This window comes from Enterobacter cloacae complex sp. ECL414 (genome assembly GCF_021869685.1).
In the GTDB taxonomy this organism is placed as follows: Bacteria; Pseudomonadota; Gammaproteobacteria; order Enterobacterales; family Enterobacteriaceae; genus Enterobacter; species Enterobacter kobei.
In genome coordinates, this window is the sequence record NZ_CP091481.1 from 3,424,618 (window position 1) to 3,445,918 (window position 21,301).

Annotated in this window: 20 protein-coding genes; 10 read left to right on the forward strand and 10 right to left on the reverse strand. The window is 55.4% G+C overall.

The window, feature by feature from the left end; translation table 11 throughout:
- Positions 1-58 precede the first annotated feature (58 nt).
- A complete protein-coding gene (gene nudK, locus L3068_RS16410) occupies positions 59-649 on the reverse strand; it encodes a GDP-mannose pyrophosphatase NudK (RefSeq protein WP_023337583.1) in 591 nt (196 codons plus the stop codon).
- A 220-nt stretch (positions 650-869) separates the two neighbouring features.
- Here nudK and narQ point away from each other — a divergent pair, with 220 nt between their 5' ends.
- Entirely contained in the window at positions 870-2,564 is a 1,695-nt protein-coding gene (gene narQ / locus L3068_RS16415; protein ID WP_117580745.1) for a nitrate/nitrite two-component system sensor histidine kinase NarQ, read from the forward strand.
- 142 nt (positions 2,565-2,706) lie between these two features.
- Positions 2,707-5,820, forward strand: coding sequence for a multidrug efflux RND transporter permease AcrD (acrD, locus tag L3068_RS16420; protein ID WP_014884759.1), 3,114 nt, complete (start codon positions 2,707-2,709; stop codon positions 5,818-5,820).
- A 108-nt stretch (positions 5,821-5,928) separates the two neighbouring features.
- On the opposite strand, the gene ypfM is transcribed toward acrD, so the two are convergent.
- Positions 5,929-5,988, reverse strand: a complete 60-nt coding sequence (gene ypfM / locus L3068_RS16425; protein ID WP_015572204.1) for a protein YpfM — start codon at positions 5,986-5,988, stop codon at positions 5,929-5,931.
- Between the two features lie 387 nt (positions 5,989-6,375).
- On the opposite strand from ypfM, the gene L3068_RS16430 reads away from it, so the two are divergent.
- Genes L3068_RS16430 through L3068_RS16440 form a run of 3 tightly spaced genes read left to right on the forward strand, consistent with a single transcriptional unit; the run spans position 6,376 to position 8,085 of the window.
- The gene (locus L3068_RS16430; protein ID WP_014884760.1) at positions 6,376-6,732 is read left to right on the forward strand and encodes an ArsC family reductase; all 357 of its coding nucleotides are present in this window, start codon (positions 6,376-6,378) and stop codon (positions 6,730-6,732) included.
- Positions 6,733-6,735: 3 nt separating this feature from the next.
- Positions 6,736-7,863 carry a succinyl-diaminopimelate desuccinylase gene (dapE, locus tag L3068_RS16435; RefSeq protein WP_014884761.1) on the forward strand — a complete coding sequence of 376 codons (1,128 nt, stop codon included), beginning with the start codon at positions 6,736-6,738 and terminating at the stop codon, positions 7,861-7,863.
- Between the two features lie 24 nt (positions 7,864-7,887).
- Positions 7,888-8,085 (forward strand): YpfN family protein, encoded by a 198-nt coding sequence (locus L3068_RS16440; protein WP_014171111.1) that lies wholly within the window; start codon positions 7,888-7,890, stop codon positions 8,083-8,085.
- Between the two features lie 76 nt (positions 8,086-8,161).
- On the opposite strand, the gene ypfH is transcribed toward L3068_RS16440, so the two are convergent.
- The 6 genes from ypfH to dapA all read right to left on the reverse strand — a co-directional run bounded on the left by ypfH (position 8,162) and on the right by dapA (position 14,613).
- Complete coding sequence (gene ypfH / locus L3068_RS16445) at positions 8,162-8,857, reverse strand: esterase (RefSeq protein WP_014884762.1); 696 nt, start codon at positions 8,855-8,857, stop codon at positions 8,162-8,164.
- A 73-nt stretch (positions 8,858-8,930) separates the two neighbouring features.
- Entirely contained in the window at positions 8,931-10,871 is a 1,941-nt protein-coding gene (locus L3068_RS16450; protein WP_117580743.1) for a tRNA(Met) cytidine acetyltransferase TmcA, read from the reverse strand.
- Positions 10,871-11,740 (reverse strand): KPN_02809 family neutral zinc metallopeptidase, encoded by an 870-nt coding sequence (gene ypfJ, locus L3068_RS16455; protein ID WP_117580741.1) that lies wholly within the window; start codon positions 11,738-11,740, stop codon positions 10,871-10,873. Before ypfJ ends, L3068_RS16450 begins: the two co-directional genes overlap by 1 nt.
- 120 nt (positions 11,741-11,860) lie before the next feature.
- Positions 11,861-12,574, reverse strand: coding sequence for a phosphoribosylaminoimidazolesuccinocarboxamide synthase (gene purC, locus L3068_RS16460; RefSeq protein WP_008501631.1), 714 nt, complete (start codon positions 12,572-12,574; stop codon positions 11,861-11,863).
- A gap of 109 nt (positions 12,575-12,683) precedes the next feature.
- Positions 12,684-13,718, reverse strand: a complete 1,035-nt coding sequence (bamC, locus tag L3068_RS16465; protein WP_014884765.1) for an outer membrane protein assembly factor BamC — start codon at positions 13,716-13,718, stop codon at positions 12,684-12,686.
- A 16-nt stretch (positions 13,719-13,734) separates the two neighbouring features.
- Positions 13,735-14,613 (reverse strand): 4-hydroxy-tetrahydrodipicolinate synthase, encoded by an 879-nt coding sequence (dapA, locus tag L3068_RS16470; RefSeq protein ID WP_014884766.1) that lies wholly within the window; start codon positions 14,611-14,613, stop codon positions 13,735-13,737.
- 145 nt (positions 14,614-14,758) lie between these two features.
- On the opposite strand from dapA, the gene L3068_RS16475 reads away from it, so the two are divergent.
- Both L3068_RS16475 and bcp read left to right on the forward strand, forming a co-directional pair.
- Positions 14,759-15,328 carry a glycine cleavage system transcriptional repressor gene (locus L3068_RS16475; RefSeq protein ID WP_014884767.1) on the forward strand — a complete coding sequence of 190 codons (570 nt, stop codon included), beginning with the start codon at positions 14,759-14,761 and terminating at the stop codon, positions 15,326-15,328.
- Entirely contained in the window at positions 15,328-15,798 is a 471-nt protein-coding gene (bcp, locus tag L3068_RS16480) for a thioredoxin-dependent thiol peroxidase (RefSeq protein WP_014884768.1), read from the forward strand. The genes L3068_RS16475 and bcp overlap by 1 nt, the downstream gene beginning before the upstream one ends.
- A 95-nt stretch (positions 15,799-15,893) precedes the next feature.
- On the opposite strand, the gene L3068_RS16485 is transcribed toward bcp, so the two are convergent.
- Entirely contained in the window at positions 15,894-16,958 is a 1,065-nt protein-coding gene (locus tag L3068_RS16485; RefSeq protein ID WP_023337586.1) for an AI-2E family transporter, read from the reverse strand.
- A 221-nt stretch (positions 16,959-17,179) separates the two neighbouring features.
- On the opposite strand from L3068_RS16485, the gene bepA reads away from it, so the two are divergent.
- Positions 17,180-18,643, forward strand: a complete 1,464-nt coding sequence (bepA, locus tag L3068_RS16490) for a beta-barrel assembly-enhancing protease (RefSeq protein WP_023337587.1) — start codon at positions 17,180-17,182, stop codon at positions 18,641-18,643.
- Positions 18,644-18,656: 13 nt separating this feature from the next.
- On the forward strand, positions 18,657-19,013 hold the full coding sequence (arsC, locus tag L3068_RS16495) for an arsenate reductase (glutaredoxin) (protein WP_023337588.1): 357 nt from the start codon (positions 18,657-18,659) through the stop codon (positions 19,011-19,013).
- Here the strand turns inward: arsC and L3068_RS16500 are convergent.
- Complete coding sequence (locus L3068_RS16500) at positions 19,010-19,834, reverse strand: transcriptional regulator (RefSeq protein ID WP_023337589.1); 825 nt, start codon at positions 19,832-19,834, stop codon at positions 19,010-19,012. The genes arsC and L3068_RS16500 overlap by 4 nt on opposite strands.
- Before the next feature lie 146 nt (positions 19,835-19,980).
- Between L3068_RS16500 and celB the strand changes: the two genes are divergently transcribed.
- Positions 19,981-21,300, forward strand: a complete 1,320-nt coding sequence (gene celB, locus L3068_RS16505) for a PTS cellobiose transporter subunit IIC (RefSeq protein WP_023337590.1) — start codon at positions 19,981-19,983, stop codon at positions 21,298-21,300.
- Position 21,301: the final 1 nt, after the last annotated feature.

The following is a 21,301-nucleotide window of genomic DNA, read 5'->3' on the forward strand; positions in this document are numbered from 1 at the left end:
CCCTGGACGGGCGGGCTCAATCGGATTTATCGGATAGATTTATCTGAAATATAACTTATCACCGGACCTGCGCGGCGTTCATCACGCCGCTGGTTTGCAGATACTGCAGCAGGATCACCGCTTTACCGTCGCGTATCTCGCCGCTTTTCACCATTTCCAGCGCCTGAATGAAGGGCATTTCAAGCACTTCAATATCTTCATCCTCGACCCCGCCGCCGCGGTGAGTACGCTGAGCGTCGGTGTATTCCGCAACGAAGAAGTGGACCAGCTCGGTCACCCCGCCTGGAGACATGAAAAGCTCAAAGACTTTTTGTACCGCACCCACCTCAAAACCCGTTTCTTCTATGGCTTCTTTGCGAATACAGACTTCCGGCTCATCGTCATCAAGCAGACCGGCGCAAGTTTCAATCAGACGCCCGTCCGCGTTGCCATTGACCCATGTCGCCACCCGAAACTGACGAATCAATACCACGCTTTGCTTTTCGCGGTTATACAGCAGAATGGTAGCGCCATTGCCCCGGTCGTAGACTTCGCGTTTATGGCGAATAACGTCCCCGTTCTTACGGGTTAAATCGTAAGTGATGTTACGCAGGACAAAGTAATTTTCAGAAAGGATTTTGTCTTTGATAACGGTAATGTTCAGGGACATACGGGCTCCACGGCAAAATGAGTCTGTTTATACTACGCCGTGACGCTCGCTTTGTCGCCCGTGGGTTCAGACGGCGCGTTTCTCGCTGGATGATGTTTCCAGCTGCGCCAGGCGCAATAACCTTACTGTACGTATGAATAAAGTGTTTACTCATCACGGCGTTATCAGGCAATGTACACCTGCCCGAAACGTCTGATAATTTCTCCCAGAGAGCCGTTCTGTGACCGTTAAGCGACCCGTTTCCGGAAGCCTTGCCTGGGCTTTCTTTTCGATAATTGTTCTCTCCGTGCTGACCAGCAGCGTCGCGCTACTGACGCTTGCCAGCAGCCAGCGCGACGCTGAAGCCATCAACGTTGCGGGTTCACTGCGCATGCAGAGCTATCGTCTCGGTTACGAGATGCAGCGTAACAGCCCTTCCCTTATGGCGCATCGTGAGAACTGGCGGCAGACATTAAGCGCACCTTCCCTGCAAAAGCTGAACCGCTGGTACGTTCCGGGCAATGTCAAAACGCGCTACCAGCAACTGCAGTTTGCCTGGCTGGAAATGGATAAGCACATCGCCCGCGGTGACAGCGCATGGTATGCCGCACATATTGAGGATTTTGTCGGCCGCATTGATGCCTTTGTGCTCGCCCTCCAGCATTACAGTGAACATAAAATCCAGACAGTGACCCTCCTCTCTCTGGCTGGCGCCCTCGGGATCCTGATGCTGACGCTGTTTACCCTGCGGCGTATCCGCCGCCAGGTCGTATTACCGCTGAATAATCTGGTGGCGGCCAGCGAGCGGATTGAGCGAGGAGAATTTACGACGCCTGCGCCGGATACCGCCCTACCCAACGAGCTGGGCCAACTTTCCCGCGCTTTCAACCATATGTCGGGGGAGCTACACACCCTTTATCGGTCGCTTGAAGCTTCCGTGGCGGAAAAGACACGACATTTGCACGAAGCCCACCAGCAGCTCGACATGCTGTTTAAATGCTCCCAGGCGTTGAATACGGGGCAGATAGACAGCCATTGTTTTCGGCACATATTGCAGATTGTCCATGAATACACTCAGATGAATTACCTGGAACTCCGCACCAGTGACGACTGGCGACTGTGTGAAGGGACCGCGTCGGGCAGCATCCCGATGCAAAATCTGCCGGTACTGATGCAGGACACCCTTTACGGTGAGCTGCGCTGGCAAAGCGAGACGGACAGCGTTCCCCTCCCGCTGATGAGAAGCGTGGCGACCATGCTCGGGCGCGGGCTGTACTTTAACCAGGCGCAAAAGCATTACCAGCAGCTGCTGCTGATGGAAGAACGCGCCACCATCGCCCGGGAACTGCACGATTCGCTGGCGCAGGTGCTGTCTTATCTGCGGATCCAGCTTGCCCTGCTTAAACGCGCGGTGCCAGCGGATAATGCTCCCGCGCAAACTATCATCACCGACTTCTCTCGCGAGCTGAACAACGCCTGGCAGCAGTTGCGCGAGCTGCTGACGACCTTCCGCCTGACGTTAAATCATGCGAATTTACCCGCGGCGCTGCAGGAGTCTCTCGATGCCCTGCAGAGCCAGACGCAGGCCAGGCTGCACCTCGACTGTCGTCTCTCCTCCCTGGCGCTTGACGCCCAGAAACAGGTGCATTTGTTGCAGATCGTCCGGGAAGCCGTTCTGAATGCGATTAAGCACGCCCAGGCCAGCGAAATTACCGTTAGCTGCTTAACGGCGGTGGATGGCACGCACAGCGTCAGCATTCGCGACAACGGCATCGGGATTGGCGAGGCAAGCGAACCGCCCGGACACTACGGACTGAACATTATGCGTGAGCGCGCACAACGACTCGGAGGCATGCTGCACTTTTCGCAACCGCAAAACGGCGGCACGCTGGTCTGCGTGACGTTCCCGGTACCTGCGCCGTTAACGGGTAAATAACGGTAAAGAGGCAAGCGCAGGGAAAAGCGCATGATAATTTACACTATCTCCTTTATTTCTCCACGTTTGACCTGGGCCTTACCGCTAAAGTTAGGCGGGCAATAAACAATAATGACGTGCAGCAAAACGAGGTCACTTTTACATGGCGAATTTTTTCATCGATCGCCCCATTTTTGCCTGGGTGCTTGCCATCCTGTTGTGTCTGACAGGTGTCCTGGCGATTACTTCTCTTCCTGTTGAGCAATATCCCGATCTGGCACCGCCTAATGTGCGTGTCACCGCAAACTACCCCGGCGCTTCCGCACAAACGCTGGAAAACACCGTGACGCAGGTTATCGAGCAGAACATGACGGGTCTGGATAACCTGATGTACATGTCCTCGCAAAGCAGCGCCACGGGACAAGCAACGGTTACCCTGAGCTTTAAGGCGGGCACCGACCCGGACGAAGCGGTGCAGCAGGTACAAAACCAGCTTCAGTCGGCCATGCGTAAGCTGCCCCAGGCGGTGCAGAACCAGGGCGTTACCGTACGTAAAACCGGTGATACCAACATTTTGACCATCGCGTTTGTCTCCACCGATGGCTCAATGGATAAACAGGACATTGCGGACTACGTCGCCAGTAATATTCAGGACCCGCTCAGCCGTATTAACGGCGTGGGGGATATCGACGCCTACGGCTCACAATACTCCATGCGTATCTGGCTCGATCCCAACAAGCTGAACAGCTATCAGATGACGGCCACCGACGTGACGGATGCCATCAAAGCCCAGAACGCACAAATTGCCGTGGGGCAACTGGGAGGAACGCCTTCCGTTGATAAACAAGCCCTGAACGCCACCATTAATTCGCAATCCCTGCTTCAGACACCGGACCAGTTCCGCAACATTACCCTGCGCGTGAATCAGGATGGCTCAGAAGTGCGTCTGAGCGATGTGGCGACGGTGGAAATGGGTGCTGAGAAATACGACTACCTGAGCCGATTTAACGGCAACCCGGCCTCTGGCCTTGGGATTAAGCTGGCCTCCGGCGCAAATGAAATGGCGACGGCGAAACTGGTGCTGGACCGTCTGGATGAGCTGTCGCAGTATTTCCCGCACGGGCTGGAGTATAAAGTCGCCTATGAAACCACTTCCTTCGTAAAAGCCTCGATTGAGGATGTGGTAAAGACCCTGCTGGAAGCGATTGCCCTGGTGTTCCTGGTCATGTATCTGTTCCTGCAAAACTTCCGCGCCACGCTGATCCCCACTATTGCCGTCCCCGTGGTGCTGCTGGGTACCTTTTCGGTGCTTTACGCGTTCGGGTACAGCATTAACACCCTGACGATGTTTGCCATGGTGCTGGCAATTGGCCTGCTGGTGGATGATGCCATTGTGGTGGTCGAAAACGTCGAGCGCATCATGAGCGAAGAAGGTCTTTCCCCGCGCCAGGCCACGCGAAAATCCATGGGTCAAATTCAGGGGGCGTTAGTCGGCATTGCGATGGTGTTGTCGGCGGTCTTTATCCCGATGGCCTTCTTCGGCGGCACGACCGGCGCGATTTACCGCCAGTTCTCGATAACCATCGTCTCAGCAATGGTACTCTCCGTTCTGGTGGCCCTGATCCTCACCCCTGCGCTTTGCGCCACCCTCCTCAAGCCGCTGCACAAAGGGGAACATCACGGTCAGAAAGGGTTCTTCGGCTGGTTTAACCGGATGTTCAACCGCAATGCCGCCCGGTATGAATCTGCGGTCGGTAAAGTGCTGCACCGCAGCCTGCGCTGGATGATGATTTACGTTGTACTGCTGGGCGGCATGGTGTGGCTGTTTCTGCATTTGCCCACCTCGTTCCTGCCGATGGAAGACCGGGGGATGTTCATCACCTCGGTGCAGCTCCCGAGCGGCTCAACGCAGCAGCAGACGCTGAAAGTGGTCCAGAACGTAGAGCAGTACTTCTTCACCCACGAGAAAGATAACGTTGTGTCGGTCTTCTCGACCGTTGGCTCCGGCCCGGGCGGGAACGGGCAGAACGTCGCCCGTATGTTTGTCCGTCTGAAAGACTGGAATGAACGGGACACCCAAACGGGAACCTCATTTGCCATCATTGAACGTGCCACTAAAGCCTTTTCCCGTATTAAAGAGGCGCGCGTCTTTGCGAGCAGTCCGCCAGCGATCAGCGGCCTGGGGAGTTCTGCCGGGTTTGATATGGAGCTGCAGGATCACGCCGGCGCGGGCCACGATGCGCTGATGGCCGCACGCGACAAATTGTTAGCGCTGGCAGGTAATGATTCTGGCCTGACCCGCGTGCGCCACAACGGCCTGGACGACAGCCCGCAGCTTCAGGTGGATATCGACCAGCGTAAGGCGCAGGCGCTGGGCGTCTCCATCGACGATATCAACGACACCCTGCAAACGGCGTGGGGCTCGAGCTATGTGAACGACTTTATGGATCGCGGTCGCGTGAAAAAAGTGTATGTTCAGTCCGCCGCGCCGTACCGCATGCTGCCGGATGATATTAACCGCTGGTTTGTACGCAATAACAGCGGCGGGATGGTTCCCTTCTCGGCGTTTGCCACCTCGCGCTGGGAGAGCGGTTCGCCGCGTCTGGAGCGCTATAACGGTTACTCTGCGGTGGAAATCGTCGGGGAAGCCGCGCCGGGCGTAAGTACCGGCACGGCCATGGACACCATGGAAAAACTGGTGCAACAGCTGCCCGCCGGTTTTGGTCTGGAATGGACGGCCATGTCTTACCAGGAACGTCTCTCCGGCGCGCAGGCCCCCGCGCTTTATGCCCTTTCTCTACTGGTGGTGTTCCTCTGCCTTGCCGCGCTGTATGAGAGCTGGTCGGTTCCGTTCTCGGTCATGCTGGTGGTGCCGCTTGGAGTTATCGGTGCGCTGCTGGCAACCTGGATGCGCGGCCTGGAAAACGATGTTTACTTCCAGGTCGGGCTGCTGACGGTGATCGGCTTGTCGGCGAAAAACGCCATTCTGATCGTTGAGTTTGCCAACGAGATGAATGCCAAAGGCCACGAGCTGATGGCCGCCACGCTACATGCCTGCCGTCAGCGACTGCGCCCGATCCTGATGACCTCGCTGGCCTTTATTTTTGGCGTATTGCCAATGGCAACCAGCACGGGTGCAGGTTCCAGCAGCCAGCACGCGGTCGGTACCGGGGTAATGGGGGGCATGATTTCGGCCACCATCCTGGCCATTTATTTCGTGCCGCTGTTCTTTGTGCTGGTGCGTCGTCGCTTCCCGCTCAGAGAGCGGCAGGAATAACATTCAGCCATAAAAAAGGCGGCTTTATCAGCCGCCTTTTTATTGTGTGATTAATTCACACTATGATTATTTTACTTATTTAAGTGCTCTTGCAATTCTTACTGAATGTCATTTACGAAGCATGCCTTCGATAAAATCTTTCCAGTTCCCCAGTTCACGTTCAATCATAACAACCTCTCTTATTATTATGCGCATTCTACGAAAACGTATCATCATTGTGAAGACTATTTAACCAATTGCTGTGATTGTACCCCGCCACCGTTGGGGATTTATGATAAATATGAATGGAGAATCTTAAATTTTGTGTGACGGCCAGCAATATTTTGAAATAACCCTACGAACGGGTGAGCTTTATTTTACCCGCTGAGTTTGTTAGCAATTTATACCCGGTGGACATCTATGCTTAAATGATGAAAGAATATTCAGCGTACAGATGTGCGTTGAATTAAGCAGACGTGTAAATCCAGAGTATTCCTGAATGTGTTATATTCTGCTTAAGGATATATCTTCGAATTTATTGAACATTTAATGGTCATAAGGACAAAAGGATTCACCATGGTTGTGATGTACGGCATTAAAAATTGCGACACCATCAAAAAAGCCCGCCGCTGGCTGGAAGCGAACCACATCGAGTACCGCTTCCACGATTACCGTGCCGATGGGCTTGATGCAGATTTTCTGCATAACGCCATCAATGAACTAGGCTGGGAGGCACTACTTAACACTCGCGGTACCACCTGGCGTAAACTGGACGAATCCCTGCGCGCCAGCATCGTTGATGCCGACAGCGCGGCAAAACTGATGCGTGAAATGCCGGCAATTATCAAACGCCCATTGCTCTGCAAGCCAGGTCAGCCTATGCTGCTGGGTTTCAGTGAAACCCTTTATTCTGACTTTTTCGTTGAGGTGTAGTGTATGTCATGCCCGGTCATTGAGCTGACTCAACAGCTTATTCGCCGTCCTTCCCTTAGCCCGGACGACGCAGGTTGTCAGGCATTAATGATTGAGCGCCTGCGTGCCATCGGTTTTACCGTTGAACGCATGGATTTTGGCGATACTCAGAACTTCTGGGCGTGGCGCGGCCAGGGTGAAACGCTGGCGTTTGCCGGGCATACTGACGTCGTTCCCGCAGGTGACGCAGATCGCTGGATTAACCCGCCGTTTGAACCGACCATCCGCGATGGCATGCTCTTTGGCCGCGGCGCGGCAGACATGAAAGGCTCGCTGGCGGCGATGGTGGTCGCGGCTGAACGCTTTGTGGCTCAGCATCCGAACCACAAAAACCGTCTCGCGTTTTTGGTCACCTCCGACGAAGAAGCCAGTGCCCATAACGGTACCGTGAAGGTGGTTGAAGCGCTGATGGCGCGCAACGAGCGTCTCGACTACTGTCTGGTCGGCGAGCCGTCCAGTACCGAAGTGGTGGGCGATGTCGTGAAAAACGGTCGCCGTGGCTCACTGACCTGTAACCTGACCATTCACGGCGTTCAGGGACACGTTGCTTATCCACATCTGGCCGATAACCCCGTTCATCGCGCTGCGCCAATGCTGAGCGAACTGGTGGCGATTGAGTGGGATAAAGGTAACGAGTTCTTCCCCCCGACCAGCATGCAGATTGCTAACGTCAAGGCCGGGACCGGCAGCAACAACGTAATCCCGGGGGACTTCTTCGTCCAGTTCAACTTCCGCTTCAGTACCGAACTGACCGATGAGATGATCAAAGCGCGCGTTGTCGCGCTGCTGGAAAAATATCACCTGCGCTACACCGTGGACTGGTGGCTTTCCGGCCAGCCGTTCCTGACGCAGCGCGGCAAACTGGTTGATGCGGTAGTGAACGCCATCGAGCACTATAATGAAATTAAGCCACAACTGCTGACGACGGGTGGCACTTCAGACGGACGCTTTATTGCCCGTATGGGAGCTCAGGTTGTCGAACTGGGGCCGGTAAACGCAACCATTCATAAAATAAATGAGTGTGTTAATGCGGCAGATTTGCAACTGCTGGCTCGTATGTATCAACGTATTATGGAGCAACTCGTCGCCTGACGAATGCTCTGAGAGGAATAGCGAATGGATTGGCTTTCAAAGTACTGGTGGATTCTGGTGCTGGTGTTTCTGGTCGGCGTACTGCTCAACGTGATTAAAGACCTTAAGCGCGTTGACCACAAAAAGTTTCTTGCGAACAAGCCGGATCTCCCGCCACACCGCGATTTTAACGACAAGTGGGACGATGACGACGACTGGCCGAAGAAAGACCAGAAGAAGTAATTGTTAATCTCACCCCTCCCCCTAACCCTCGCCCTCGCCCCTGTGGGGAGAGGGGCTGGGATGAGGGGGAAAGTGCCTACATAAACTCAACAATATTATCGTCATTCGGCTTGCCGCCGCTGAGCGCTTCATCAAAGTAGTGCTTCGGTACGGTATAACGCAGATGATCGAGCGCGAATTGCATGCTGCGGTCGTCAATCGCATGGCCCAGATCGTCAACGATATCCAGCGTCACATCCCCACCTTCACGAATCAATGCTTCCTGAGCGGCAACCGCATGTGAAAGCTCAATGACCCGGTCTTCACCACCGTGGATCAGATGGATCGTGGTCTGCGTGGTCGCACTCGTCGGCAGCGTCGCAAAGCGGCCGTTAAACGCGATCACCCGTGAAACCAGACCCGGCTGCGCTTTCACACTTTCCAGGGACATGATAGATCCCTGCGAGAAGCCAATCAGCGCGGTCGCGTCAGCACCCACGCCGCTCTGCTGCTGCCAGTAGCGTACGATGTCGATAAACGTGGGCATGATGGCATCAATGCGCGCCTGACGGTTCTCCTCCGTCACGCCCTGAACCGGGAACCACTGTCGTCCGTTCGGACCACACGGTTCTACGCCGCCGATGCTGACAATCAATGCTTCAGGGAAAACAGGCGCAAACCAGCTACCAATCTGCCCCATATTGACGGCATTATCGCCAACACCATGAAACAGAAGCAGTAACTGTTTAGCCGGTTTGTCAGGGCTTTGAACAACAAAATGGTCGTGTTTCATGGCGGTCTCCTTAATTGATGAGCAGGATTTTACGCCTCTGCGGGGTAATGACCATGCCACTTTACTGAAGAAGTCATTGAAAAAATTGCCATTGCAAAATGTCTGCTTTCAACTGCTGGCAGCGCGAATAATCAAGGTTCTCAAGCGCTTGCGCGGTTTCTTCGCGAAGCTTTGCCAGTAACGCTTTTCGCCCGACCGCTTCGCTTCTCCCCTCGATTTTCCCGCGCAGCGCCGGAAGCGACATATCTGTGGCTAACAGCAACCGCGTCAGCGCGGCTACCGAGGTTGAAAACGCCCGGTGCGCAAAAGCAAACCCCGCCAGCTCCAGCCAGTCGTCACTATTAAGGGTAGCTTCCCAGGCATCAGTCACCGGGATCTTTTCGCCATTCCAGGCCGACAGGACGCGCATATCGCGGCATAAACGCCGATGTGCCTGCGTACACAGTTGATGCCCGGCTTCGCTCTGCGGCAGCAGCGCCATCGCCGTGTAACACCCGCTGCTGGCTTCCCGATGGCTGCCCATTCGCACCAGCACAAACCCGCACCGCTGCCAGAAACGCCACAGCTCGTCGGTATAACCAAAACTCACGGAGAGATAATCTTCACCGCTGGCGTTCAGGATCAGCCGCTGACCAATGCCTTCCCGCTGACGACGGGGATGAACCGCAATGCGGCTAATCCGTCGGCCTTTCAGCGTCGCCGCAAGAGGCGTTCCGCCGTGCGCCGCCAGCGACTGCGCCACAAGGTTCCCGCGTGGACGACGAGAGCCAGCCCACACCGCCCGGCTGAGTTCGGGGGACAATCCGCCCTCGTCCACCAGCCAGAGCGCGCCCGCAATATCAGACCCCGCAACCGCAAAGTGCTGGCCGGGGGCGTCCATCATCCGGCGTAAATCGAGCGGTGAGGTCCGGTAGTGGGCAGCACAGAGCAGTTCATAAACGCTTGCCACTCGTGCCGGGTCGCTCTCCCACTCTTGTGGCTCCAGAGACCTTACAGACACCTCACCTTCCGGTTTGTGGTCGATAAGCGCATCGTCAAACAGCAGCGTATTCGCCACGATCCGTTCAAGCGGACATCCGGCCGCCCAGCGAATGGGGGGGGATAAGGTATAACGCTGCAGCCCACTGAACCGGGCGCAGAACTTCAGCAGAAATCCCCTGCCCGTCCCTTCGTAACCCTGAACCGTAGTGGTCAGTAATACGCGGGGAAAGCGTGTCACCAGCTTCTCCAGCAGCGGGCCTGGGATGGCTGCCGCTTCATCGACAATCAGCCAGTCGGCCTGCAGTGTGGAGTCCAGCAGTGCATCGGGTGCCATAAAGTGAAAACGCTCGCCCGCGAAACGCGCGATGACATCTGCTGCGCCTTTCGCCGGGGCCGTCACCACCGCACTCCCCTGGATGCTGCCCAGCAGCATCCCCGCCAGCGCTGACTTTCCGCGTCCGCGAGGTGCCGTCACGGCAGCGATGCCCGCAGGCATGACCAAAAGCGCGTCGAGGATCGCCGCCTGCTCACGCTGCGGCTCACCGCTGGCGGGCTGCCAGGCGGGTAAATCTGGCGCAGCGGGAAGCGTCAGGGGATGATGCTGTTGCCAGACGATCGCATCCGTATCGGCGGCAAGCTTCCGGCAAAAATGGTGAACAAAGTGCGGGGTAGCGATCGGCTCTGCGCTGTCACACCAGCGCACAGAATCGCTGTCTGGCCTGTCGGCCCAGCCAGAGAACGGTGGTACTCGCAGTACGAGGAGGCTCCCGGCGCGCAACGTTCCGCTGAGTGCGGCGAAGGCGGAGACGTCAAACCCGGCATGCGCGTCAAACACAGCATGCAGGTATTCGCGTCCCAACAGTCCGCTGATGGCTTTAGACGGGTTTTCATTCAGCCACAGCCAGTCTCCCGGTAAAGCATCACGCAGGGCGGTGGCCTGGCTCAGAGTCCACGGCTCATCGCCCGTGAGCACCACCAGACGGCGGTGCCCGGTTCGCTCAAGCTCGCGTATCAGATGTGCAAACGACACCATCACATGGCTTTGCCGAAGGTATTACACTGGGCAGGATCACCGCTGTCAAAACCGCGTTTAAACCAGCTGTAACGCTGTTGCGACGTACCGTGAGTGAAGCTGTCCGGCACGACGCGTCCCTGGCTTTGCTGCTGAAGACGGTCATCGCCGATGGCCTGCGCCGCGTTTAATGCCTCTTCAAGATCGCCGGATTCCAGTACGCCCTGCTGCTGCATGCTGTGCCCCCAGACGCCTGCGAAGCAGTCCGCCTGCAGTTCCATCTTGACGGAAAGACGATTCACTTCAGCCTGAGACGCATTTTGCTGTAGCTGACGCACTTTTGGCTCAATGCCCAGCAGCTTCTGCACATGGTGCCCGACTTCATGCGCGATCACGTAGCCCTGGGCAAAATCACCGTCAGCGCCAAGCTTGCGTTTCATGTCATCGTAAAAAGAGAGATCGATATAGACGGTGCCATCTGCCGGGCAGTAGAACGGCCCCATCACAGTTTGACCGGTACCACATCCGGTACGGGTTGCGCCCCGGTACATCACCAGTTTCGGCTGCTGATAGGTGCGCCCCATCTTCTCGAACTGCTGACCCCATGTATCTTCAGTGGTCGCGAGAATAACGGAGGTAAATTTGGCCGCTTCATCTTCGTTCGGGCTGATGGAGCGCGGAGACTGTGGTTGCTGTTGCAGCGGCTGACCGGTCATCAAACCGGTGAGGTCGACCCCGTAATAGCCAGCGACCAGCACCACAATCAGCAGGATGATACCGCCCTTGCCGCTGGGTAGCCGAAAGCCGGGTCCCCCCATTGAAGGACCGCCGCCGCCATCACTGCGCCTGTCTTCTACATTGTCACTTTCACGACGCCCTTGCCAGCGCATAACCACCTCGAACTATTCCATTAATAATAGCTATGATCGTAGGCGGTTAACGGCAAGATTACCATAGGAAACAAAGGTAAGACGCCAAAGGATGCAAACATCCTTTGGCAAGTGAGGGAGTTAGTCGAGCTTAACGCCTAAACGGTGAGCAACCGCTTCATAGGCTTCAATCAGGCCACCCAGGCTCTGACGGAAACGGTCTTTGTCCATTTTATCCAGGGTTTCTTTGTCCCACAGGCGGCTACCGTCCGGGGAGAACTCATCACCCAGCACCACTTCGCCTTTGAACAGACCGAACTCCAGCTTGAAGTCGACGAGGATCAGGCCCGCATCGTCAAACAGCTTTTTCAGCACGTCGTTGGCTTTGTAGGTCAGCTCTTTCATGCGCGCCAGGTTCTCTTTATTGACCCAGCCGAAGGTTTCGCAGTAGGAATCATTGACCATCGGATCGTGCATGGCATCGTTTTTCAGGAACAGGTCGAACAGCGGTGGATTCAGTTCGATACCTTCTTCAATACCCAGACGCTTCACCAGGGAGCCCGCTGCACGGTTACGAATAACGCACTCAACCGGAACCATATCCAGTTTTTTCACCAGACATTCCGTATCGGACAGCAACGCTTCCATCTGAGTCGGGATACCCGCTTCGGCCAGTTTGGTCATAATGAAGTGGTTGAACTTGTTGTTCACCATGCCTTTACGATCGAACTGCTCAATGCGCGCGCCATCCCCTGCTGACGTATCATTGCGGAACTCGAGCACCAACAGATCCGGGTTTTCCGTGCTGTATACGGTCTTCGCTTTGCCACGATACAACTCAGCTTGCTTCTGCATCTTCATTACTCCTGGTGTGATGATTTGTGTTCAAAACTGGGCATATTATGCCACGCACACGTTTGCGTAGCACGAAAATAAAAAGGGCGGGATTAACCCGCCCTCGTATTTATTTGCTGAATGCTGCCTGGAAGACAGCGACCAGCGCATCGTTCTGCGACTGGGTCAGCGTGTGACCTTTTGGATCGATAAACTGCAGACTACTGCGGTTATCAAGGTCGCCTACCTGAATCTTGTAATCACCGGAGGCAAGCTGAGGATCTTTGGCGCCCAGCTCCAGCCATGCACTGTCGGACAGTGGCTTATAGGTTGCCGTCATGCTACCGGTTGAACGGGTGCTGTCGGTCACTTTCATGCCCACTTTTTCCAGCGTCGCTGGCAGACGCTGCCAGGTCTGGTTAAACGGTGCACGCACCACCAACATTGGCAGGCCGGTATCGTCCGCACCGCTCTGAACGTCGAAGGTGACGCCGTTACGGCTCTGCGCCGCATTTGCGGCATCAGTCGCAGTCTTATCCAGACCCGCGGCAATCACGTTCAGCATTTCAGTGCTGTAACGCTGCAGGGAGGCGGCATCCGCAACCGGTTTGCCCGCCTGCTCCAGGTTTAACAGCTTAACGTTAACCGCCTGCTGATAACCCTGTGGTTTAACGGAGACTTGATAACGTCCACGGTACTGCTGATCTTCATCCAGCCGGTTCCACTCGATCCAGTCGGTGGTTAAGGTCTGGCTGGCGTCATCGCGTTTATCAATGGTGTAGTTCTTCGCCTGAATAACGCTCACCACCTGTGGCCACAGATTGCTTCCGCGCGCGCTTTCAACCAGCAGAGACGCCGTATCACCGGTGAACTGGGTACGCGCTCCGCTGACCAGCGCCAGAGGCTGAGCTGGTGGACGAATATCAAGCGCTTTACCCACCAGGCCACTGCCATTGGTGACGGGGATATTATAATCGCCGTTCTGAATCGGCAGGATCATACCAGCCGGTGCATGAAGTTCAGCAAGCGGGGTCGCATCCAGATAGGATTCATCACCGCTCACCTGGCGCTTGTAGCGCGAGTCTGAACTACAGGCAGCGAGCAGCATAACAAGCGAAACACTCGCAACCTTCGCCAGGCGCGACTTCTGTACTGAATAAGCCATCAAATCTCCCTAAACTTTACAGCAAACCGGCATGCTTCAGCGCTGCCCTGACGATGTCGCGACCGTGGTCGGTAATCGGTGTCATTGGCAAACGCAGCGTATCGGATGCTACAAGTCCCAACTCCTTACACGCCCATTTCACGGGGATCGGATTGGGTTCGACAAATAATTTATTGTGCAGCGGCATCAGGCGCTGGTTAATGACGCGTGCCTCATCAAAGTGACCGGCTGCGGCCAGTTTGCACATTTCAGCCATATCGCGCGCCGCAACGTTTGACGTTACGGAGATCACGCCATGACCACCGAGCTGCATAAAGTCCAGCGCGGTCGCATCATCACCACTCAACAGGATAAAGTCGTCTGAAACCAGCTCTTTGATCTGATGAACGCGGCTTAAGTTCCCTGTCGCCTCTTTAATACCGATAATATTTTTTACTTCCGAGAGACGACCAACGGTTTCCGGCAGCATATCGCAGCCAGTACGGGACGGCACATTATACAGAATTTGTGGCAAGTCAGTATGTTCAGCGATGGCTTTGAAGTGCTGGAACAAACCTTCCTGGGTAGGACGGTTGTAATAAGGGGTCACCGTCAGACAGCCTACGATGCCGCTGTCATTAAAACGTTTGGTCAGGCTGATCGCTTCTGCGGTTGCATTAGCGCCTGTCCCCGCGATGACCGGAATACGTCCGTCAGCCAGCTCCAGGGTCAGCATAACCACATCGCCATGCTCTTCGTGGCTCAGCGTTGCAGATTCACCGGTAGTCCCTACCGAAACGATCGCCGAGGTTCCATTGGCGACATGGTAATCAATCAGCTTCTTCATGCTAGACCGGCAGACGTTACCTTTTTCATCCATCGGTGTTACAAGCGCGACAATACTTCCCGTGAACATGAGCCATCCTCTGTGCGAACAAGAGCCTCAATGGTACGTTTGGAACTGTAATAAAAGCAAGCGACCTGAGGCCCTCAGGCGGTTGTATGCATGTTTTTTTTATGCTTTCCTTAGGAAGACTTAACCATGCAAAGGAAGAACAGGTTTGACAACCTCATCACAACATTACCTGGTTATCACTGCGCTGGGTGCCGACAGGCCGGGTATCGTGAACACCATCACCCGTCACGTGAGCAGCTGCGGCTGTAATATCGAAGACAGCCGTCTGGCAATGCTCGGCGAAGAGTTCACGTTTATCATGCTGCTGTCCGGAACATGGAATGCCATTACCCTTATTGAATCCACCCTGCCGCTGAAAGGCGCGGAGCTGGATTTGCTGATCGTGATGAAACGCACTACCGCGCGCCCGCGCCCGGCCATGCCCGCTACCGTCTGGGTGCAGGTTGAAGTCACTGATTCCCCGCATCTGATCGAGCGTTTTACCGCGCTGTTCGACAGCCATCAGATGAACATTGCCGAGCTCGTTTCCCGCACGCAACCGGGCGACGAGAGCACCGTTCCCACGCTCTTTATTCAAATCACTGCACACAGCCCTGCCTCACAGGATGCGTCAAATATCGAGCAAGCGTTCAAAGCCCTCTGTACAGAATTAAACGCGCAGGGCAGTATAAGCGTCGTCAATTATTCGCAGCACGAACAGGATGGAGTTGAGTAATGAATCCACTGAAAGCCGGTGACATCGCACCGAAATTTAGCTTACCGGATCAAGACGGTGAGCAAGTAAATTTGACCGACTTCCAGGGACAGCGTGTTCTGGTCTATTTCTACCCGAAAGCCATGACCCCCGGCTGCACCGTACAGGCCTGCGGCTTACGCGATAACATGGACGACTTGAAAAAAGTCGGTGTGGAAGTGCTGGGTATCAGCACCGATAAACCAGAAAAGCTGTCACGATTTGCGGAAAAAGAGCTGCTGAACTTCACGCTCCTTTCCGACGAAGACCACCAGGTTTGCGAGCAGTTTGGCGTCTGGGGTGAGAAAACGTTTATGGGTAAAACCTATGACGGCATTCACCGCATCAGCTTCCTGATTGACGCTGACGGTAAAGTTGAACATGTGTTTGACGACTTCAAAACCAGTAATCACCACGACGTGGTGTTGAACTGGCTGAAAGCAAACGCCTGATCAACAGCAAAAAGGCAACGTCAGTTGCCTTTTTTAATGTTTGCTCCCTCTCCCGTGGGAGAGGGTTGGGGTGAGGGCATCAGCCCGCACAAAATCTACTTCTCTTCCACCGCCGGTACATCCGGCCAAGCGTGCACCACCGCTTTAATCAGCGTGGCCAGCGGAATCGCAAAGAATACGCCCCAGAACCCCCACAGCCCGCCGAAAATTACCACGGATAAGATAATCACCAGCGGATGCAGGTTTACCGCTTCGGAGAACAGCACCGGTACCAGCAGGTTCCCGTCAAGCCCCTGAATAATCAGGTACACCGCGAAGCAGCTCCAGAACTCCGTCCCCAGACCAAACTGGAACAGCGCGACGCCCACCACCGGAATGGTGACCACAAACGCGCCGATATACGGAATCAGGACCGAGAATCCCACCAGCACGGCCAGCAGCAGCGAGTAGTTGAGGCCGAAGATCACGAAACCAATCCAGGTTGCTACCCCCACCAACATCATCTCCAGCACCTTGCCGCGAATGTAGTTAGTGATCTGCTGGTTCATCTCTTCCCAGACCTGCCCCGCCAGCCCGCGGTTGCGCGGCAAAATACGCCGCACGGCGTTAAGCATCTGGTCTTTATCTTTGACCAGGAAGAAAACCATCAGCGGCACGAGCACGAGGTAAACGGCCAGAGTGAGCAGCCCCACCAGTGAGGCCAGCGAATATTTCACCACCGAGTCGCCCATCGTCATGATGCGGGCACGCATGTTTTCCGCCATCGCGTCGATGATACCGGCGTCCATTAACGCGGGATAACGGCGCGGCAGGGTGGCGGCGAAATCTGAGAGCTTATTCAACATGCCGGGCATGTCGCGGATCAGGTAGATCCCCTGCTGCCAGGCCACGGGCATCACCACGAAGGCCATCAACAGCAGAATGCCGACAAACAGCACCAGGACGATGCTTGCCGCCCAGCGACGAGAACAACCGATATGTTCCAGGCGCGCCGTTGGCCACTCCAGCAGATACGCCAGCACAATCGCCACCAGCAGAGGCGCGAGAAGGCCGCTGAAGAAGAACAGAATACCGAACCCGGCAACCAGAATAACCAACAAAGCAATGGCTTCCGGGTCACTGAACCGACGCCGGTACCACTGCATTAACATTTCGAGCATACAACCCTTCCCTGAATCGAATGGCGGGAGTGAGACGGTGAATTGTATCTAACTGTCACAAAAAAGACTTTCGCTTTTTGTATCCCTGTCACAATCCGCAAAAGCCTGATGAATGGGATTTTCTTCATGCTGTAACACAGCTACACTCGCAGGGCAGCAGAGATGAACGATATGGCGGTTCATCGGTCAAATTAGCACATCCAACATACAGGACAGTGGTTATGTTCAGGCAGTTGAGAAAAACACTGGTTGCAACACTGATTGCCGCAGTGACGGTCGGTCAGGTGTTGCCCGCTTTCGCTGACTCGTCCGACTCATTGCCGGACATGGGCACCACAGCAGGAAGCACGCTCTCTATCGGGCAAGAGATGCAAATGGGCGATTACTATGTTCGCCAGCTGCGCGGCAGCGCCCCGCTGATTAACGATCCTTTGCTGGTACAGTATATTAACGGGCTGGGGATGCGTCTGGTGGCGCACGCCGACTCGGTCAAAACGCCCTTCCATTTCTATTTAATCAATAACGACGAAATTAACGCCTTCGCCTTCTTTGGCGGGAACGTGGTGCTGCATTCGGCGTTATTTCGCTACTCTGACAACGAAAGCCAGCTGGCTTCGGTGATGGCGCACGAAATTTCACACGTCACCCAGCGCCACCTGGCGCGTGCAATGGAAGACCAGAAGCGCAATGCCCCGCTCACCTGGGTGGGAGCGCTGGGTTCTATTCTGCTCGCAATGGCCAGCCCACAGGCGGGGATGGCGGCACTGACCGGTACGCTGGCCGGAACGCGTCAGGGGATGATCAGCTTCACCCAGCAAAACGAACAGGAAGCGGACCGTATCGGCATTCAGGTTTTACAGCGTTCGGGCTTTGACCCGCAGGCCATGCCGACCTTCCTGGAAAAACTGCTCGATCAGGCACGTTACTCTTCCCGTCCCCCGGAAATTTTACTTACCCACCCGTTACCGGAAAGCCGTTTGTCGGATGCCCGTAACCGTGCCAACCAGATGCGCCCGGTCGTCGTGCAGTCGTCTCAGGACTTCTATATGGCGAAAGTGCGAACGCTCGGCATGTACAACTCCGGGCGTAACCAGCTGACCAGCGATCTGCTGGACACCCTGGCGAAAGGCAACGTGCGTGAAAAAAACGCCGCGCAGTATGGCCAGGCATTACAGGCGATGGAAGCCAGCAAATACGACGACGCGCGTAAAGCGCTGCAGCCCCTGCTGGCCGCAGATCCGAATAACCCGTGGTATCTCGATCTCTCGACGGATATCGATCTGGGGCAGAAGAAAACCACCGATGCGATTAACCGCCTGAAAGGGGCGAAAGACATACGCACCAACCCGGTGCTACAGCTTAACCTTGCTAACGCTTATCTACAGGGCGGTCAGCCAGCGGAGGCTGTGACCATCCTGAACCGCTATACCTTTAACAATAAAGATGACCAGAACGGCTGGGAATTGCTCGCCCAGGCCCAGGGGCAATTGGGTAACCGCGATCAGGAGCTGGCCGCGCGTGCTGAAGGCCTGGCACTGGCGGGTCGCCTCGATCAGGCGATTTCCTTGTTGAGCAGTGCCAGCTCGCAGGTCAAACTCGGCAGCCTGCAACAGGCCCGCTACGACGCGCGTATCGACCAGCTGCGTAGTCTGCAACAACGCTTTAAGCCGTACGAGAAGATGTAATCAAGGAGAAATCATGACAGACGCGGTAAAAATTTATCATAACCCTCGCTGCTCCAAGAGCCGCGACACGCTCAGCCTGCTGAAGTCTAACGGTATCGACCCTGACGTGGTGTTGTATCTCGACACACCGCCGGACGCGCAGACGCTTCGTCAGCTGCTGCACATGCTGGGAATGGGCAGCGCGCGCGAACTGATGCGCCAGAAAGAGGATCTGTATAAGTCACTGAATCTGGACGACACGTACCTCAGCGAAGACCAGCTGATTCAGGCGATGGTTGACAATCCAAAGCTGATTGAGCGACCGATTGTGGTGGCAAACGGTAAAGCACGCATCGGCCGTCCGCCGGAAGATGTCCTCGACATCCTCTAGTCCTTACGCCGCAGCGCTTCCAGAAACGCCTGCGGCGTACTTTCTCCCAGCTTTTTCTGCGTTTTACCCCGGTTATAAAACTCGCATAGCGTGATAACAACCTCTCCAGCCGGTTCATCATTCACTCGCGGAATAATATCCCGGAGCGGTAGCGCCACCTGCAGCGCATTGTGCTTGTGTGGATGAGCGTTAACAACAACGTCTTGTGCAGGTAGTGTCGGTTCAAAACCAAAAGTCTCAAGAGTTTGTACATCAGCAGGACAGGCCTCCAGCAGCGCGCGCGTCCAGGTAGTGAGCAACTGCGGCGAAAGACCCGCATAGAGCCGGGCATAACACCAGCCGCTCACCGGTTCGCGCGCCCACAGCAGGTGTTGTTCGCCCCCATCATCCATATGCAGCGACAAAGGCTGATGATACAGCAGCAGCGTATGCGGCCTGATGCCAGCTTTCAGCGCCTTTTTTCCCTGCAACGAAGCCCCTTTTTGTTTCGCGGGTGCCGGTTTGAGATAGCGACTCAGCGTTGCCCGTGAGACGGGGATGCCCAGGATATCGTTAACTATCTGCAGCAATTCATCTAATGGCGCACCTGATATGTCGCGCAGGGCATTAACCAGTGCAACCTGCTCTTGTCTCAGCGCTTTGTGTATCACTTTTGGCGTAGTGTGGTTATCCGAAACCCGATCGCGGTTGCGCCAGCGCCTGACGGTAGTGACCGAGATCCCCAGCTCAACGGCCAGTTCCCTGTCGCTTTTATCAGACTGCTGAAGGTAGCGGCGGATGCGCGGCGTGGTGGTGGCATTGGCGTGCAGTTTGATTTCCATTCCAATCCTCCTGAAACCAATCTTATGAGATTTATATTATACAAGCGATTGCTTTGTGACCGATTTCACCTTTCGCTCACCGCGCTTCACTGATAATCCACAGACATAACATAAACAACACCCCTCAATCTTGTACGGAGTTCACAATGAACAATGTTCTGGGATTTCTTGAAGCAAAACTGATGCCGCTGGCGGCGAAAACGGCCCAGCAGCGCCATCTCGGGGCCATTCGTGGTGCCTACGTTTCATTCATGCCATTTATCATCGTCGGCTCCATTCTGCTCGTCATCTCGTCGTTCCCGAATCAAACCTATCAGCAGTTTATGTCTCAGGCCTTTGGTGAGAGCTGGAGCGCGATTATCGAAATTCCTTTCAATGCGGTCTTCTCCACCATGTCGCTGTTTATCAGCTTCCTGGTCGCCTTCCGCCTGGCCGAACACTATGGCGAGGACCGTATCTCCTGCGGCATCCTGGCATTGGTCGCATTTTTAATCCTGACGCCGTTTATCAAAGTGGCGGAAAACGGCGGCATTACCGTCATACCGGTAGAGTGGATTGGCAGCAAGGGGCTGTTTGTGGCGATGATCGGTTCGCTGCTGTGGACGGAACTGTTCTGCTGGCTGAAGCGCAAAAATCTGGTCATTAAAATGCCGGACGGCGTGCCGCCTGCGGTGCAGGAGTCCTTCGCAGCGCTGATCCCGGCCCTGCTGGTCATGATACTGGTGCTGGGTATCCGCATCATCTTCGAAAATACCCACTACAACACCATCCATCAGTTCATTTACGAGGTGGTCGCCACGCCGGTACGCCACTACGGCACCTCTTACTTTGGCGCGCTGATGACCGTATTCAGCATCACTATTCTGTGGTCAGTGGGGATTAACTCCGGCTCGATGATCAACGGCATCATTCGTCCGCTGTGGATGGAAAACCAGACCGATAACATCGCCGCCATTCAGGCGGGCACGACGCCGCCGCACATTATTACTGAACAGTTTTTTGACATGATCTGGATGGGGGGAGCGGGCGCCACGCTGTCGCTGGTGATTGCGATGCTGATTTTCGCCCGCAGTAAAAACATGCGCGAAGTGGCGCGCCTCGGCGCGGGGGCGTCGGTGTTTAACATTAACGAGCCGATCCTGTTTGGCCTGCCGGTGATCATGAACCCGATCATGCTTATTCCGTTCAACCTGGTGCCGCTGGTGCTGGTTACCGTGCAGTATGCGGCGATGAAAATTGGCGCGGTCGCCGTCACCACCGGGGTGTTTATCCCCTGGACGCTGCCACCGGTCATCAGCGGTTTTATCGTTACCGGGCACCTGAGCGGCAGCGTGATGCAGCTTATCAACCTGCTGATTGGCGCCATGTTGTACCTGCCTTTCATGCGTATCGTGGACAAACAGTACCGTGCTGCGGAGCTGAGCACGGTCACGCAAACTGACACCACCCTTGCAAAACAGGAGTAAA

Excerpts from the sequence above, each read along its gene's own strand:
- bamC (WP_014884765.1), bottom strand. The coding sequence starts at position 13,718 with ATGGCTTATTCAGTACAGAAGTCGCGCCTGGCGAAGGTTGCGAGTGTT.
- L3068_RS16430 (WP_014884760.1), top strand. The coding sequence starts at position 6,376 with ATGGTTGTGATGTACGGCATTAAAAATTGCGACACCATCAAAAAAGCC.
- celB (WP_023337590.1), top strand. The coding sequence starts at position 19,981 with ATGAACAATGTTCTGGGATTTCTTGAAGCAAAACTGATGCCGCTGGCG.
- dapA (WP_014884766.1), bottom strand. The coding sequence starts at position 14,613 with ATGTTCACGGGAAGTATTGTCGCGCTTGTAACACCGATGGATGAAAAA.
- acrD (WP_014884759.1), top strand. The coding sequence starts at position 2,707 with ATGGCGAATTTTTTCATCGATCGCCCCATTTTTGCCTGGGTGCTTGCC.
- arsC (WP_023337588.1), top strand. The coding sequence starts at position 18,657 with ATGACAGACGCGGTAAAAATTTATCATAACCCTCGCTGCTCCAAGAGC.
- dapE (WP_014884761.1), top strand. The coding sequence starts at position 6,736 with ATGTCATGCCCGGTCATTGAGCTGACTCAACAGCTTATTCGCCGTCCT.
- ypfJ (WP_117580741.1), bottom strand. The coding sequence starts at position 11,740 with ATGCGCTGGCAAGGGCGTCGTGAAAGTGACAATGTAGAAGACAGGCGC.
- ypfH (WP_014884762.1), bottom strand. The coding sequence starts at position 8,857 with ATGAAACACGACCATTTTGTTGTTCAAAGCCCTGACAAACCGGCTAAA.
- L3068_RS16485 (WP_023337586.1), bottom strand. The coding sequence starts at position 16,958 with ATGCTCGAAATGTTAATGCAGTGGTACCGGCGTCGGTTCAGTGACCCG.
- nudK (WP_023337583.1), bottom strand. The coding sequence starts at position 649 with ATGTCCCTGAACATTACCGTTATCAAAGACAAAATCCTTTCTGAAAAT.
- L3068_RS16500 (WP_023337589.1), bottom strand. The coding sequence starts at position 19,834 with ATGGAAATCAAACTGCACGCCAATGCCACCACCACGCCGCGCATCCGC.
- bcp (WP_014884768.1), top strand. The coding sequence starts at position 15,328 with ATGAATCCACTGAAAGCCGGTGACATCGCACCGAAATTTAGCTTACCG.
- L3068_RS16440 (WP_014171111.1), top strand. The coding sequence starts at position 7,888 with ATGGATTGGCTTTCAAAGTACTGGTGGATTCTGGTGCTGGTGTTTCTG.
- purC (WP_008501631.1), bottom strand. The coding sequence starts at position 12,574 with ATGCAGAAGCAAGCTGAGTTGTATCGTGGCAAAGCGAAGACCGTATAC.
- bepA (WP_023337587.1), top strand. The coding sequence starts at position 17,180 with ATGTTCAGGCAGTTGAGAAAAACACTGGTTGCAACACTGATTGCCGCA.
- L3068_RS16450 (WP_117580743.1), bottom strand. The coding sequence starts at position 10,871 with ATGGTGTCGTTTGCACATCTGATACGCGAGCTTGAGCGAACCGGGCAC.